The sequence below is a fragment of the Pseudomonas sp. ITEM 17296 genome, from assembly GCF_028895205.1.
In the GTDB taxonomy this organism is placed as follows: domain Bacteria; phylum Pseudomonadota; class Gammaproteobacteria; order Pseudomonadales; family Pseudomonadaceae; genus Aquipseudomonas; species Aquipseudomonas kermanshahensis.
In genome coordinates, this window is sequence record NZ_WJRS01000005.1 from 257999 (window position 1) to 271801 (window position 13803).

The window sequence follows — 13803 nt, forward strand, 5'->3', positions numbered from 1 at the left end:
GTCTAGAGTCATTGGCGGGGCCTACCAGTGACAATAGGCGCCAATTGAGTATCCTTGGGGTTCACCGCAGGAGCGGTCAGCATAAGAAGCCTGTCATGAGTGAAAGAACCACGTCAGCCAGCTGGGCATCAGGGATCGTCAAGGCACTCGAGCTGGAAGGGCTCGATTGCCCAGCCATGTTCAAGCAACTCGGGCTCGACTTCGCCGCCCTCGACGACCCCGACGCGCGTTTCCCTCAGGATTCCATGACCCGGCTCTGGCAGCTGGCGGTGGAGCTGTCGGGCAACGAAGCCATCGGCCTGAACATGGCGCGGGTAGTGCGCCCGGCTTCGTTCCATGTGGTGGGCTATGCGTTGATGTCCAGCCGCACTTTGGCCGAAGGCTTCGAGCGGCTGGTGCGTTACCAGCGCATCATTGCCGAAAGTTCCGACTTGAGCTTCCGCCTCGGCCCTGAGGGCTATTCGCTGATTCTGACCGTGCATGGCGACCATCTACCGCCGACCCGGCACAGCGCCGAAGCGTCGTTGGCGTGCGCGCTGTCGTTGTGCACCTGGCTCAGCGGGCGCGTCATCCAGCCGCGCCGGGTACTGGTGCAGGGGCCGCAGCCGAAGAACATCGAACCCTACAAGGTCGCCTTCCATTCACCGTTGGTGTTCGATGCACCGCACGATGCGCTGGTGTTCGAGCGTGCCGACATGGAAGCGCCACTGCCGACGGCCAACGAGGCCATGGCCATATTGCACGACCGTTTTGCCGGAGAGTACCTGGCGCGCTTCTCGGAAAGCCGGGTCACCCACCGGGTGCGCCAGGTGCTGTGCCGCATCCTGCCCCAGGGCGAGCCCAAGCGTGAAACCCTGGCCCAGGCCCTGCACCTGTCTCAGCGGACCTTGCAGCGGCGCCTGCAAGAGGAGGGCACCAGCTTCCAGACCTTGCTCGACGATACCCGCCGTGAGCTGGCCGAGCAGTACCTGGCCCAGCCCGGCATGACCCTGCTGGAAACCGCCTACCTGCTGGGTTTCGCCGACCCGAGCAATTTCTACCGGGCGTTCCGCCGCTGGTTCGATGCCACGCCCAGCGAATACCGCGCCCGCCTGGGCGCGGAGCCTGAAGGGGTCAGTGACGCCAGAACGCCGGCATGCACAACACTAGCACCGTGATGATCTCCAGCCGGCCGAGCAGCATGCCGCCGGCGAGGATCCACTTGGCGGCGTCCGGCAGCGTCGCATAGTTGCCGGCTGGGCCGATCACTTCGCCCAGCCCTGGGCCTACGCCCGACACGGTGCCGGCCGCACCGGTCAGCGCGGTCATCCAGTCCACGCCCAGCAGCGACAGCAGCAACGCCATCACGCAGATGGTGATCGCGAAAAAGAACGAGAACGTCAGGATCGAGCGCACGATTTCTTCGTCGAGGCGGTGCCCGTTGTACTTCTGCTTGATCACCGCGCGCGGGTGAATCAACTGATTAAGGCTGGCCTTGAGCAGGATGTAGGCGACCTGGAAGCGGAAGATCTTGATACCGCCTGCGGTCGAGCCGGAGCAGCCGCCGACGAAGCCCAGGTAGAAGAACAGCATCAGCGAGAAATTGCCCCACAGGCTGTAGTCGCCCAGGGCGAAGCCGGTGGTGGTGACCACCGAGGTCACGTTCAGCGCCACGTGGCGCAAGGCATCCAGCCAGTGCAGGTTGGTGGTGGCCCAATACCAGGTACCCAGCACGAGCCAGGTGACCACCAACATGCCGAGCAACCCCTGAACTTGCTGGTCGCGGATCAACGCCCGGCGGTTGCCGCGCAGGGTGGCCACATACAAGGTGAAGGGCAGGCTGCCGAGGATCATCACCACTACCGCGACCCAATGCACAGCAGGGATATCCCATTTCGCCAACGACTGGTCGGAGGTCGAGAAGCCCCCGGTGGAAATCGCCGACATGGCGTGGTTGATGGCATCGAACGGCCGCATGCCGGCCCACCAGAAGGCCAGCGCGCCGAGCACGGAGAAACCGACGTACACGCCGACGATCGACTTGGCGACCATGTGTGAACGCGGCATGACCTTTTCGGAGCGGTCCGAGGACTCGGTCTGGAACAGGCGCATGCCACCAATGCGTAGCAGCGGCAGGATCGCCACGGCCATGGCGATAAAGCCGATGCCGCCAAGCCAGTGCAGCATCGAGCGCCACATCAGGATCCCCGGCGACATGCTGTCCAGGCCGCTGAGCACCGTGGCGCCGGTCGCGGTGATGCCCGACATGCTCTCGAAGAAGGCGTCGGTGTAACTGATGTGTTGCGTCAACAGGAACGGCAAGGCCGCGAACACGCACACCACCAGCCAGCTGCTGACGGTCAGCAGGTACATGTCGCGTGGGCGTAGGTGCACGTGCTCGGGCCGGCCCTGCACGACCATGAGCAGGCCGGCGATGAAGGTGATCAGGCTGGACCAGAGGAACGACGGCATGTCGCCAGTGCGCTCGAAGATCACCAGGGTCGCCATGGGCACGACCATGCTGACGGCCAGGGTGATCAGGAAGATGCCGATGATGAAACCAATGATCCTTAAGGTCGGCAACGCCATGTGATCTGCTCTGACTCTGAACGGAAGGGCGCCATTCTACCTATGGGTCTGGTGATGTAAACGCTAGAATGGCCGCACATTCACCTGCCAGGAGGGTAGCCGATGGAGGCTCTCGACGCATTGCTCAACCGTGTTTCCGTGCCACGTCTGACCGACCCCGCGCCAAATGATGCCCAGCGTGAGGCGTTGTTCCAGGCTGCATTGCGTGCACCGGACCACGGCCAGTTGCGCCCGTGGCGGTTCCTGACCATCGAAGGCCAGGGCCGTGAGAAGCTGGGCGAGCTGTTCGCCGAAGCGGTGCAGCACAAGGGCGATGCCAGCCAGGCAGCGCTGGACAAGGCACGTGCCATGCCGCTGCGTGCGCCGTTGCTGATTGTGGTGATCGCCAAGCTGCAGGATCATTTCAAGGTGCCCAAGTCCGAGCAGCGCCTGGCGGCCGGGTGTGCGGCCCACGGTATTCTGATCGCGGCGCATGCCCAGGGTGTCGGTGCGGTGTGGCGAACCGGTGACATGGCGTTCGATGCGCATGTGCACAAAGGGCTGGGGTTGGCCGAGCATGAGGAGTTGATCGGTTACCTGTATGTCGGCACGCCGGTGAACGAGCCGCGTACCGCGCCCGTGCTGGACACTGCTGATTTTGTCAGTGCCTGGGGCGAGTAAACGCTGAGAGGGTTGGGGCCGCTATCGCGTAACCCGTGTAGGAGCAGCCTTGTGCTGCGAATGGGGCGCAAAGCGGCCCCGCCCCAGGCTCAACCCACAACCTGTGCCACAGGCAACTCCAGCCGTGCCACAAATCCCCCTTGCGGATGGTTCGCCAGCACCAGGCTGCCGCCATGGCGCTCGGCCGCCTTGCGCGCAATCGCCAGCCCCAATCCATGCCCAGCGGCTTGCTGCCCCGGGGCCCGGAAGAACGGCTCACCCAGCTGCGCCAGGTGCTCTGGCGCCACCCCTGGCCCATGGTCACGCACGCTCAACACAATGCGGCCCTGCTCACGCTCGGCGCTGACTTCGATCGGCTGCCCGACCGGGTTGAAGCGCAAGGCATTGCGCAGCAGGTTGTCGACGGCGCGCTCGATCAAGGTTGGCCAACCCTGCAAGGTCAGCCCAGGTTGCGCCTGCAGGCGGACCTCCTGCTCCGGCGCGCTGAGCAACGCATCCTTGCGCACACCGCCCAGCAAGGCGTTGAGGTCGACCGGCTCGGCATGCGCCTGCTCGGCATCGACACGGGCCAGGGCAAGGATTTCGCTGATCAGGTCTTCCAGCCGGTCGCATTCGCGGGTCAGGCGCGGCCACAGCGCCTGACGCTGCTCGGGCTCGGCGCGTTCGGCCAAGGCCAGGGCGATACGCAGCCTCGCCAGCGGTGAGCGCAGTTCATGGGAGACGTCGCGCAGCAACTGGCGCTGGCTGCCGATGGTGCTCTGCAGGCGGGCACCCATCTTGTTGAAGTCGTTGGCCAAGACCCCGAACTCGTCGCGCCGGGCGGCCAGGCGCGCCAGGCTGTTCTGTTGGTAGCTGGTCTGGCCGAGGTCGTGCACTGCGCTGCGCAGGCGGCTCAAGGGGCGGGTGATGGACAAGGTCACCAACAGGCTGAACAAGGTCAGGACCACCAAGGCGATGCCCAATGCACTGAGTGGCCAGAGCAGGCTCTCGCGGTGCCACGCGTCCAGCTCGGGGTGCGGGATCCGGTAAATCAGCAGGTACGTCTCACCGCTGTAGGGGCTGGTGTATTCCTCGGTCAGGCGCCGCCATGGCAAGCGCCGCTCGTCATTGTGCTGGCGCGCCTCGAAGGCCGCCGCGCGGCGCGGGAAGGTGCCGGGCACCACCGCCTCGCCGCTGTCGTCGAGCACTTGTACATCGATCTTGAAGCGCTGCTTGCGGCGTTCGAGGAACTGCTGCGCCGAGGCCGTGCCTTCCTGTTCGTAGTGCTTGGCCCAGTGGCTGGCGAGGGTGTTGAGGCCCGGGTGGCGGCTGAGGATCCAGGCGTCCTGGTTGAGCATGTGGCCCAACAGGATCGACAGCCCGGCAACCAGGGCAATGGCCAGCCAGAAACTGGCCAGGATGCGCCAGAACAGTGAACGCAAGTGCACCTCCTGCAAACGGGAAAAGCCCGGCCCGCAGGGGTGCGGGCCGGGCGTCGGGCGGTTAGCTTACTGGGCCTTGGCGGCTTTTTCAGCTTTCCAGGCCTGGAACGCTTGCCATTCGGCTTTCTTCGCAGCCCGCTCTTTCTGCAGTTCGTCGAACTGCTTTTGTTGCTCAGGCTTGAGCAGGGCGCGGACCTGGCTGTCGGTCTTGTCGTGGCTGGCCTTGAGTTCATCCTGCATGGCCTTCTGGTCGGCGGCAGGCAGCTTGGACAGGTAGCGCTCGGTGATGTCGCGGCGTTGCTTCATCTGCTCGCCCATCAGCTTGCCGATCTGCTGACGCTGGTCGCGGCTCAGGTCCAGTTGGGCGAAAGGCGCATCACCGCGATGATGCGGGCCGTCGTGACGCGGGCCGCCTTCAGGCATGGCCATGGCCACGGTCGGCAGGGCGGCGGCGAACATCAGGGCGATAAGGGTCTTGCGCATGGTGTCTCTCCTTTCATAGGCCGGTGGTTACCGGATGAGCACAGTCTACGCAGCTCACCGTCAAGGGCGGTCAGGGGAGGGTAAAGGCTGGGTAAAGATGGTGGCTGAGATTTTGGGGCCGCTGCGCAGCGGCCCCCAGCGATCTCACAAGCTGTAGTAATAGCCCCGGCTACGCAACGCAACGATGCGTGGGCGGCCATCGGCATGGGGCCCGATTTTCTTGCGCAGGTTGCTGACGTGCATGTCCAGGCTGCGGTCATACAGGGTCAGCTTGCGGCCAAGACCAATCTGCGCCAGTTCCTGCTTGTCCAGCGGTTCACCGGGCTGGCGCAGCAGGGCTTCGAGGATGCGGCTTTCGGACAGGGTCAGGGTCATCTCGCGGCCATCGATGCTGGCCACCCCACGTGCCGGGCTGTAGATCAGGTCGCCGATCTCTACCTGGGTGGTGGTGGCTGCCGGGTGGCTGCGGCGCAACACGGCGCGCAGGCGGGCAGTGAGCTCGCGGGGGTCGCAGGGTTTTGCCAGGTAATCGTCGGCGCCCAGTTCGAGGCCAAGGATGCGGTCCAGCGGCTCGCCGCGCGCCGACAGCATCAGCACCGGCAGCTCGGCATGGTCATTGCGCAGTTGTTTGAGCAGCTCCAGGCCGCTGCCGTCAGGCAGCATCACATCCAGCACCACCGCCGCTGGCGCATGCGCGGCCAGGGCCTGACGTGCGCTCAGGCCATCGTGGCAGGCACGTACAGAAAAACCTTCCTGGGTCAGCCAGCTGCCGAGCAGCTCGCACAGCTCCTGGTCATCATCAATCAGTAACAGCTCACTCATGACTCACTCAACTCAACCATCGACGGCGTCATATTGGTCCGCCAGTGGCAAAGATACCGCAGACTGATGGCAAGTGTGTAACCAGCAGCACCGCGTGGCCTGCTTTCGCGGCCAAGCTCGCACCTGCAGGTTTGCGCAAAGCGCGAAGCTTGCGCTGTCCCTGTGGGAGCGGGCTTGCCCGCGAAAGCAGGCGACACGGCCTTGAATCAAGGCAGAACTTGCTTGAATGGCTTGACGATGACGCTGTCGTACACGCCCGCGGCAATGTACGGATCGGCATCGGCCCAGGCCTGTGCAGCGGCCAGGGAATCAAACTCAGCCACGATCAGGCTACCGCTGAAACCGGCTTCACCTGGGTCGTTGCTGTCGATGGCAGGGTGTGGGCCGGCCAGCACCACGCGGCCTTCGGCCTTGAGTTGCTGCAGGCGCTCGATGTGCGCAGGGCGGGCAGCCAGGCGCTTTTCCAGGGAGTTCGCGACGTCGCTGGCGATGATGGCGTAGAGCATGTCAATCCTTGGGTTTGGAGGTAGAAGGGTCGTCGTGCAGGTGACGCGACAGGTAGACACCTTGGGCTACCAGGAAGATCACGGTCATGCCCAGGCTGCCGAACACCTTGAAGTCGACCCAGAAGGCCTGGAAGGTGAAGGCGACGAACAGGTTGGCCGCGCCGCAGACCAGGAAGAAGCAGATCCAGGCCAGGTTCAGGCGGGTCCAGATGGCATCGGGCAGGGTCAGGGCGTGGCCCATGATGCGCTTGATCAGCACCCGGTCACCGATGAAGTGGCTGCCGGCGAACGCCAGGGCGAACAACCAGTTGACCACTGGCGCTTTCCATTTGAGGAAGGTTTCGCTGTGGAAGGTCAGGGTCAGGCCGCCGAACACCAGGCAGGCGACCAGGGTTAGCCATTGGCCTTTTTCCAGCTTGCGCTGGCGCAGGAACAGGGCACCGTACACCACCAGGGAACTGGCGATGAGCATGGCCGTGGCACTGTAGATACCGCCGAATTCGAAGCTGTGGCCGGCGACCTCCATGGGCCGCGGGTCGAGCTTGTAGACGATGAAGAACAGCAGCAACGGGATGAAATCGATGAATTGTTTCACAATGGCAGCCAGAATCGGGATGTGACGGCATAATAACAAACATCGATTCCAGCGGTAGCGCTCCTCCATGAATGTTGATCTGCACTGTCACAGCACGGCCTCCGACGGCGCCCTGTCGCCCGCGGTCCTGGTCGCCCGGGCCCATGAGCACGGGGTGCAAACGCTGGCACTGACCGACCATGACACCCTCGAAGGGCTCGTCGAAGCACGCCAGGCCTGCCACGCGCACGGCATGCACTGGGTCAGCGGGGTAGAGCTGTCGTGCACCTGGGGCGGGGCAACCATCCATGTGCTGGGCTATGACTTCCCGCTCGACGCACCGCCCTTGCTCGACGCCATCGAGGCGTTGCACCGTGGCCGCTGGCTGCGCGCCGAGGAAATCGACAAACGGCTGGCGGCCAAGGGCATGCGGGGTGCGCTCGACGGTGCCAGGGCGGTGCAACAAGAACTCGGCGACAGCGGCAACGCCCCAGCGCGCCCGCACTTTGCCGAGTTTCTGGTCCGCGCAGGGCACGTCAAGGACCGCGGCGAGGCCTTCCGCAAGTGGCTGGGCGCCGGCAAGCTCGGCGACGTCAAGCAGCATTGGCCGACCCTGGACGAAACCGTTGCGACCCTTCGCCAGTCCAACGCTTGGGTGAGCCTGGCCCATCCGATGCATTACGATCTGACCCGCAGCAAGCGCAGACGGCTGATTGCCGACTATATTCAGGCAGGCGGGCAAGCGCTTGAGGTGGTCAACGGGATGATGCCAGCCGAGCAGGTGGGCACGATGTCCATCCTCACCCGTGAGTTCGGCCTGCTGGCAAGCGCTGGCAGTGACTTCCACGGCCCCGGCACCTGGGGAGAGATCGGTGCCTACCGGCCTTTGCCCGAGGACCTGCCACCTCTGTGGCGCCGATTCAGCCATGAACAGCCTATGGCGGTATGAACAGGACGACTATGTGAGCCAATTTTTCCAGATACATGCGGAGAACCCGCAAGCGCGCCTGATCAAACAGGCCGTCGAAATCATTCGCAAGGGCGGTGTGGTGGTCTACCCCACCGACTCGGCCTATGCACTGGGCTGCCAGATCGGTGACAAGAACGCCATCGAACGGGTCCGCCGCCTGCGCCAGTTGGACAAGCAACACAATTTCACCCTGTTGTGCTGCGACCTGTCGCAAATGGGCCTGTTTGCCAAGATCGATACCTCCACGTTCCGTCTGCTCAAAGCGCACATTCCGGGGCCCTATACCTTTATCCTCAATGCCACCCGGGAAGTGCCGCGGCTCTTGATGCACGAAAAGCGCCGCACCATCGGCCTGCGCGTGCCCTCCAACCCCATCGTCCTGGCGCTGCTCGAGGAGCTGGGCGAGCCGTTGATGAGTGTGAGCCTGATCTTGCCGGGCGATGAAGAACCCATGACGGACCCCTACGAGATCCGCCAACGCCTGGAGCACCATGTCGACCTGATCATCGATGGCGGCTTCGGGGACCTCAAGGCGTCCACGGTGATCGACCTGACGGGCGATGAGCCTGCATTGATCCGCGAAGGCTGCGGCGACCCGACCCCGTTCCTGGTCAACGCGTGAGCCAGGTGGAAGCGCCCGAGGCGCCGGCCGAGGAGGTCGAGTCGCCTCAACAGTTGCAACTGGCCCTGGTCTACGGCGAAGCCCTGACCGAGATGCCGGTGGACTTGTACATCCCACCGGACGCCCTGGAAGTCATTCTTGAAGCGTTCGAAGGCCCGTTGGACCTGCTGCTGTACCTGATCCGCAAACAGAACATCGACATCCTCGACATCCCCGTGGCAGAGATCACCCGCCAGTACATGGGGTATGTCGAGCTAATGAAAAGCGTGCGCCTGGAGCTGGCTGCCGAATACCTGGTCATGGCTGCCATGCTGGCCGAGATCAAATCGCGCATGCTGTTGCCGCGTTCCATCGAGGTCGAGGAAGAAGAGGGCGACCCGCGCGCCGAGCTGATCCGCCGCTTGCAGGAATACGAGCGCTTCAAGGCGGCGGCTGAAGGTATCGACGCGTTGCCACGGGTGGGCCGCGACATTGTCGTGCCACGCCTGGAGGCCCCCCAGGCCAAGGTGCGCAAGCTGCTGCCACAGGTCAGCCTGGAGGAGCTGCTGGTCTCGATGGCCGACGTCATGCGCCGCAATGACCTGTTCGAAAGCCACCAGATCACCCGCGAGACGCTGTCGACCCGCGAGCGCATGACCCAGGTGCTCGACCGCCTCAAGGGCGGCGCTTTCGTGCCCTTTGTCGAGCTGTTTACGGCAGAAGAGGGCAAGCTGGGGGTGGTGGTGACGTTCATGGCGATTCTTGAGCTGGTGAAGGAATCGCTGATCGAACTGGTGCAGAATGAGGCTTTCGCCGCGATCCACGTGCGGCTTCGCGCCGAGTTTGTTGAAGAACCTGATGAACCTGAATGAACCCCGCGACCTGGCGTCGCTGATCGAAGCCTTTCTGCTTGCCTCGGGCAAACCGCAGTCCCTTGAGCGCCTGTACGAGTTGTTCGAAGAGGCGGAGCGCCCGGAGCCCAAGGTGTTCAAGAAGGCCCTGGAAGTACTCGGCAAGTCGTGCAATGGCCGCGCTTTCGAACTCAAGGAAGTGGCCACCGGTTATCGCCTTCAGATCCGCGAAGACTTTGCCCCTTGGGTCGGGCGCCTGTGGGAGGAGCGGCCGCAGCGCTATTCCCGTGCGCTGCTCGAGACCATGGCGCTGATTGCCTACCGCCAGCCCATCACCCGTGGCGAAATCGAAGACGTGCGCGGTGTGGCGGTGAACAGCAACATCATCAAGACCCTGATGGAGCGCGAGTGGATCCGCATCGTCGGCTACCGCGAAGTGCCGGGCCGGCCGGCGATGTTCGCCACCACCAAGGCCTTTCTCGACCACTTCAACCTCAAGAGCCTTGAGGAGCTGCCGGCGTTGGCCGAGTTGCGCGAGATGGAGCCCGAACCCTTGCTCGACCCCGACGACGCGCCGGTGCCTGCGCACCTTCAGGCGTTGGCCGATGCAAGCCTGGGGGATGAGGCTGAAGCCGAGGCGCCGAAGGATGAGACCAGCTTCCGCAGCTTGCTGGTGGAGCTGGATGCGATGGAAGAAGGGTTGAAGACCGACTTCGATGATTTGCGTGAGCAGGACGTGGTTGAGCCAGAGCCTTCGGTTGAGGGTGAAGACCCGGTACAGCCCTGAGCCCTCTACCACCAGTGCCGGCCTCTTCGCGGGGCAAGCCCGCTCCCACAGGTCAGTAGCAAGCTTCAGGCATTCTGTGTGGGAGCGGGTTTACCCGCGAAGAGGCCGGTACAGCCCACTAAAGAACCACTGGGCTGAAAATCACTGCCACCCCAACAAAACCCACTACGCTCCAGTGCGTTCCCGACACGAACCGCGTATGATGCGCGGCCCTTTGGCGCGTTCGTCGCCAAGACCCCTTTTTCATTCCTACACCGGGAGGTGCCCAGATGAGTGAGCAAGACCTGCAAAATACCGAAATCACCCCTCCATCCGGCGAAAAGCTGCAGAAAGTACTGGCGCGCATTGGCGTTGGTTCGCGCCGTGACGTCGAGGCCTGGATCAGCCAGGGTCGGATCAAGGTCAATGGCGTTGCCGCCACCCTCGGCCAGCGCGTCGACCTGCACGATGCCATCGCTGTCGACGGCAAGCTGATCAAGCGCGAGGAAGCCGCCGAGGCCACCCGCCGCGTGATCATGTACAACAAGCCCGACGGCGAAATTTGCACCCGTGACGACCCGGAAGGCCGCCCGACGGTGTTCGACCGCCTGCCACGCCCGAAAGAAGGGCGCTGGATCAACATCGGCCGCCTGGACATCAACACCACCGGCCTGTTGCTGTTCACCACCGACGGTGAATTGGCCAACCGCCTGATGCACCCGTCCTACGAGATGGACCGTGAATACGCGGTGCGTGTACGGGGTGAGGTCGACGACGAGATGATCGAGCGCCTGAAGGCGGGCGTGATGCTCGAAGACGGCCCGGCCAAGTTCACCGACATCCAGAAGGCCCCGGGCGGCGAAGGCTTCAACCATTGGTACCACTGCGTGGTGATGGAAGGCCGTAACCGCGAAGTGCGTCGCCTGTGGGAGTCCCAGGGCATGGTGGTCAGCCGCCTGAAGCGCGTGCGTTTCGGCCCGGTGTTCCTCAACTCCGACCTGCCGATGGGCCGCTGGCGCGAAATGACCCAGGGCGAAATCGACATCCTGGCCGCCGAAGTGGGCCTGCAGCCGGTGGCGCTGCCGACCTTGAACCTCAAGGCCAAGGACAAGATGGAGCGCATGCAGCGCAAGTCGAGCCGTCCGATGGGACGTGGCGAGCGCGTGCGTAACCTGCGCCCGGCCAGCGATGCGACGGCTGGCGAGCGCCCAGCGCGTCAGCCGCGTGACACCGCCGCCGAGCGCCCAGCGCGCCCGTCGCGTGATGAAGCGCCACGCAAAGGCAACCGTGGCAGCACGGTGGCCGAGCGCCCGAGCGAGATGCGCAAGCGTACCGGCAAGCCAGAGGGCGACAAGCCGGCAGGCCGTGGCCGCGGCAAGCCGCGCGGTTGATCCGCAGCGTGAGATAAAAACCAGCCTTCGGGCTGGTTTTTTTTCGCCTCCACCCAACCCGAATGAAGCGCGGACCTGGGCGTGAAGCGGCCCCAACTCATTGATCAATCACCCTTTTTGTGACGAGTGGAAAGCTGGCAAACCACCGTGTAACGTTTTTTATACAAAATCATCCCTTTCTGGCCATCGAATGCGTATTTTCCTAGACCTGTAAACAGAACTTGCCGCGCCCACGTCGCCAGCACACCCCGTCTACCCTGCCTACCTATTGCCCAAACCCCCGCCGCACGCTGATATAGCAGGCATTGCCGTGTGCAAGAGCTCGCCCACAGAGGCGTGCTGACAAAACAACAAATGGAGGCGCCATGTACGCCGATCACTCCGCCTTTCAAGGCTCACACCACAGGATCGCTGCGTTTTTTCCCAAGGAAATGACGCAACGCGTTGACGCCTGCGCGCTTGCAGGGGTATACAGTGCGCCGCGTTTTACCTGTGACCCTCTTGCGTACCGCGCACTCTTGATCACACCCGGCTGAACCGCCTCGGCGGCGCCCGCGTTCAAGAAACCCAAGGTAACCACCTTGCCCATTCCGCTGCGCCACGAGCGCGGTGGGTCCGATTTCGTCACAGATAAAAACAATGCAGGTGACTTCGTTCATGAGTGGACAAAACATGCATTCAGGCGAGCTAAAGCGGGGCCTGAAGAACCGCCACATCCAGTTGATCGCTCTCGGTGGTGCGATTGGTACGGGTCTGTTCCTCGGCTCGGCAGGCGTGATGAAATCCGCCGGCCCGTCGATGATCCTTGGCTACGCCATCTGCGGCTTCATCGCCTTCATGATCATGCGCCAGTTGGGCGAGATGATCGTCGAAGAGCCGGTGGCCGGTTCGTTCAGCCACTTTGCCCACAAATACTGGGGCGGTTTCGCAGGCTTCATGTCGGGCTGGAACTGCTGGGTGCTGTACATCCTGGTGGGCATGTCGGAACTGACGGCGGTCGGCAAGTACATCCACTACTGGTGGCCAGAGATCCCGACCTGGGTCACGGCGGCGGGCTTCTTCCTGCTGATCAACTTCATCAACCTGATGAACGTGAAAGTATTCGGTGAGGCCGAGTTCTGGTTCGCGATCATCAAGGTCGTGGCCATCGTCGGCATGATCGGCCTGGGTGCCTACCTGCTGACCAGCGGCAGCGGTGGCGCGGACGCGTCGGTGACCAACCTGTGGGCACACGGTGGGTTCTTCCCGCATGGTGTCAGCGGCCTGGTCATGGCCCTGGCGTTCATCATGTTCTCCTTCGGTGGCCTGGAGATGCTCGGTTTTACCGCAGCCGAGGCCGACAAACCGAAAACCGTGATCCCCAAGGCTATCAACCAGGTCATCTACCGCATCCTGATCTTCTACATCGGCGCGTTGGTCGTGCTGTTGTCGCTGACCCCATGGGACAACCTGGTCGCCAGCATCGACGCGTCCGGCGGCAGCTACGGCAGCAGCCCGTTCGTGCAGGTGTTCTCCCTGCTGGGCAGCGATGTGGCCGCCCACCTGCTGAACTTCGTGGTCCTGACCGCAGCATTGTCGGTGTACAACAGCGGCACCTACTGCAACGCCCGCATGCTGCTGGGCATGGCCGAGCAGGGTGATGCCCCGGCGGCCCTGGCCAAGGTCGACAAGCGCGGTGTGCCGGTGCGTTCGATCCTGGTCTCGGCGGCGGTGACCCTGATTGCCGTGCTGCTCAACTACTTCATCCCGCAGAATGCGCTGGAGTTGCTGATGTCGCTGGTCGTGGCGACCCTGGTGATCAACTGGGCGATGATCAGCTACTCGCACCTGAAGTTCCGCCAGCACCTGAACCGCACCGGCCAGAAGCCGCTGTTCAAGGCGCTGTGGTACCCCTACGGCAATTACATCTGCCTGGCTTTCGTGGTGCTGATCCTGGGCATCATGCTGCAGATCCCGGGTATTCAGATCTCGGTGTATGCGATCCCGGTGTGGGTGGTGGTGATGTTCCTCTTCTACCTCATCAAGCCTAAGCGTGACGCACAGGCTAACGGGGCTGCCGGTACTGTGGCCAAGTAATCGCCATAGGCGACACGAAAAACCCGATGCCAGGTGACTGGCATCGGGTTTTTTTGTTACGCGCCCCTTGTAGGAGCAGCCTTGTGCTGCGAAGAGGCCAGTGCAACCAGCACA

The 13803-nt window shown here is 63.4% G+C and carries 14 protein-coding genes; 8 read left to right on the forward strand and 6 right to left on the reverse strand.

Going from position 1 to position 13803, the window contains the following annotated elements; all coding sequences use genetic code 11:
• Positions 1 to 95: 95 nt before the first annotated feature.
• Positions 96 to 1157, forward strand: a complete 1062-nt coding sequence (locus GIB19_RS08635) for an AraC family transcriptional regulator (protein ID WP_027593112.1) — start codon at positions 96 to 98, stop codon at positions 1155 to 1157.
• Here GIB19_RS08635 and GIB19_RS08640 read toward each other — a convergent pair.
• On the reverse strand, positions 1114 to 2568 hold the full coding sequence (locus tag GIB19_RS08640) for a TrkH family potassium uptake protein (protein ID WP_238215485.1): 1455 nt from the start codon (positions 2566 to 2568) through the stop codon (positions 1114 to 1116). The genes GIB19_RS08635 and GIB19_RS08640 overlap by 44 nt on opposite strands.
• Before the next feature lie 102 nt (positions 2569 to 2670).
• Here GIB19_RS08640 and GIB19_RS08645 point away from each other — a divergent pair, with 102 nt between their 5' ends.
• Positions 2671 to 3228, forward strand: a complete 558-nt coding sequence (locus GIB19_RS08645) for an NAD(P)H nitroreductase (RefSeq protein ID WP_027593110.1) — start codon at positions 2671 to 2673, stop codon at positions 3226 to 3228.
• Between the two features lie 89 nt (positions 3229 to 3317).
• Here the strand turns inward: GIB19_RS08645 and GIB19_RS08650 are convergent, their stop codons facing one another.
• The 5 genes from GIB19_RS08650 to GIB19_RS08670 form a co-directional block, all read right to left on the reverse strand.
• Positions 3318 to 4655, reverse strand: a complete 1338-nt coding sequence (locus GIB19_RS08650) for a sensor histidine kinase (protein ID WP_099430135.1) — start codon at positions 4653 to 4655, stop codon at positions 3318 to 3320.
• Positions 4656 to 4715: 60 nt separating this feature from the next.
• Positions 4716 to 5132, reverse strand: coding sequence for a Spy/CpxP family protein refolding chaperone (locus GIB19_RS08655; RefSeq protein ID WP_027593108.1), 417 nt, complete (start codon positions 5130 to 5132; stop codon positions 4716 to 4718).
• Positions 5133 to 5276: 144 nt separating this feature from the next.
• Positions 5277 to 5954, reverse strand: a complete 678-nt coding sequence (locus GIB19_RS08660; RefSeq protein WP_027593107.1) for a response regulator transcription factor — start codon at positions 5952 to 5954, stop codon at positions 5277 to 5279.
• 206 nt (positions 5955 to 6160) lie between these two features.
• On the reverse strand, positions 6161 to 6460 hold the full coding sequence (locus tag GIB19_RS08665; protein WP_027593106.1) for a YciI family protein: 300 nt from the start codon (positions 6458 to 6460) through the stop codon (positions 6161 to 6163).
• 1 nt (position 6461) lies between these two features.
• Positions 6462 to 7055, reverse strand: a complete 594-nt coding sequence (locus tag GIB19_RS08670; protein ID WP_027593105.1) for a septation protein A — start codon at positions 7053 to 7055, stop codon at positions 6462 to 6464.
• Positions 7056 to 7122: 67 nt separating this feature from the next.
• On the opposite strand from GIB19_RS08670, the gene GIB19_RS08675 reads away from it, so the two are divergent.
• From GIB19_RS08675 to GIB19_RS08700, 6 genes are all read left to right on the forward strand, one after another.
• Positions 7123 to 7983, forward strand: coding sequence for a PHP domain-containing protein (locus GIB19_RS08675; protein WP_274885198.1), 861 nt, complete (start codon positions 7123 to 7125; stop codon positions 7981 to 7983).
• Positions 7984 to 7996: 13 nt separating this feature from the next.
• Positions 7997 to 8626 carry an L-threonylcarbamoyladenylate synthase gene (locus tag GIB19_RS08680; protein WP_033694002.1) on the forward strand — a complete coding sequence of 210 codons (630 nt, stop codon included), beginning with the start codon at positions 7997 to 7999 and terminating at the stop codon, positions 8624 to 8626.
• Between the two features lie 125 nt (positions 8627 to 8751).
• Positions 8752 to 9477, forward strand: coding sequence for a segregation and condensation protein A (locus GIB19_RS08685; protein ID WP_265970190.1), 726 nt, complete (start codon positions 8752 to 8754; stop codon positions 9475 to 9477).
• Positions 9464 to 10243, forward strand: a complete 780-nt coding sequence (gene scpB / locus GIB19_RS08690; RefSeq protein WP_186681903.1) for an SMC-Scp complex subunit ScpB — start codon at positions 9464 to 9466, stop codon at positions 10241 to 10243. Before GIB19_RS08685 ends, scpB begins: the two co-directional genes overlap by 14 nt.
• Positions 10244 to 10512: 269 nt before the next feature.
• Positions 10513 to 11613 carry a 23S rRNA pseudouridine(2605) synthase RluB gene (rluB, locus tag GIB19_RS08695; RefSeq protein WP_027593100.1) on the forward strand — a complete coding sequence of 367 codons (1101 nt, stop codon included), beginning with the start codon at positions 10513 to 10515 and terminating at the stop codon, positions 11611 to 11613.
• Positions 11614 to 12270: 657 nt separating this feature from the next.
• Positions 12271 to 13689: an amino acid permease gene (locus tag GIB19_RS08700; RefSeq protein ID WP_274885199.1), complete on the forward strand. Its 1419-nt coding sequence runs from the start codon at positions 12271 to 12273 to the stop codon at positions 13687 to 13689.
• Positions 13690 to 13803: the final 114 nt, after the last annotated feature.

Bases quoted from the DNA above. Each gene is read 5' to 3' on its own strand.
- GIB19_RS08635 (WP_027593112.1), top strand. From the start codon at position 96: ATGAGTGAAAGAACCACGTCAGCCAGCTGGGCATCAGGGATCGTCAAG.
- GIB19_RS08640 (WP_238215485.1), bottom strand. From the start codon at position 2,568: ATGGCGTTGCCGACCTTAAGGATCATTGGTTTCATCATCGGCATCTTC.
- GIB19_RS08645 (WP_027593110.1), top strand. From the start codon at position 2,671: ATGGAGGCTCTCGACGCATTGCTCAACCGTGTTTCCGTGCCACGTCTG.
- GIB19_RS08655 (WP_027593108.1), bottom strand. From the start codon at position 5,132: ATGCGCAAGACCCTTATCGCCCTGATGTTCGCCGCCGCCCTGCCGACC.
- GIB19_RS08660 (WP_027593107.1), bottom strand. From the start codon at position 5,954: ATGAGTGAGCTGTTACTGATTGATGATGACCAGGAGCTGTGCGAGCTG.
- GIB19_RS08665 (WP_027593106.1), bottom strand. From the start codon at position 6,460: ATGCTCTACGCCATCATCGCCAGCGACGTCGCGAACTCCCTGGAAAAG.
- GIB19_RS08675 (WP_274885198.1), top strand. From the start codon at position 7,123: ATGAATGTTGATCTGCACTGTCACAGCACGGCCTCCGACGGCGCCCTG.
- scpB (WP_186681903.1), top strand. From the start codon at position 9,464: ATGAACCTGAATGAACCCCGCGACCTGGCGTCGCTGATCGAAGCCTTT.
- rluB (WP_027593100.1), top strand. From the start codon at position 10,513: ATGAGTGAGCAAGACCTGCAAAATACCGAAATCACCCCTCCATCCGGC.
- GIB19_RS08700 (WP_274885199.1), top strand. From the start codon at position 12,271: ATGAGTGGACAAAACATGCATTCAGGCGAGCTAAAGCGGGGCCTGAAG.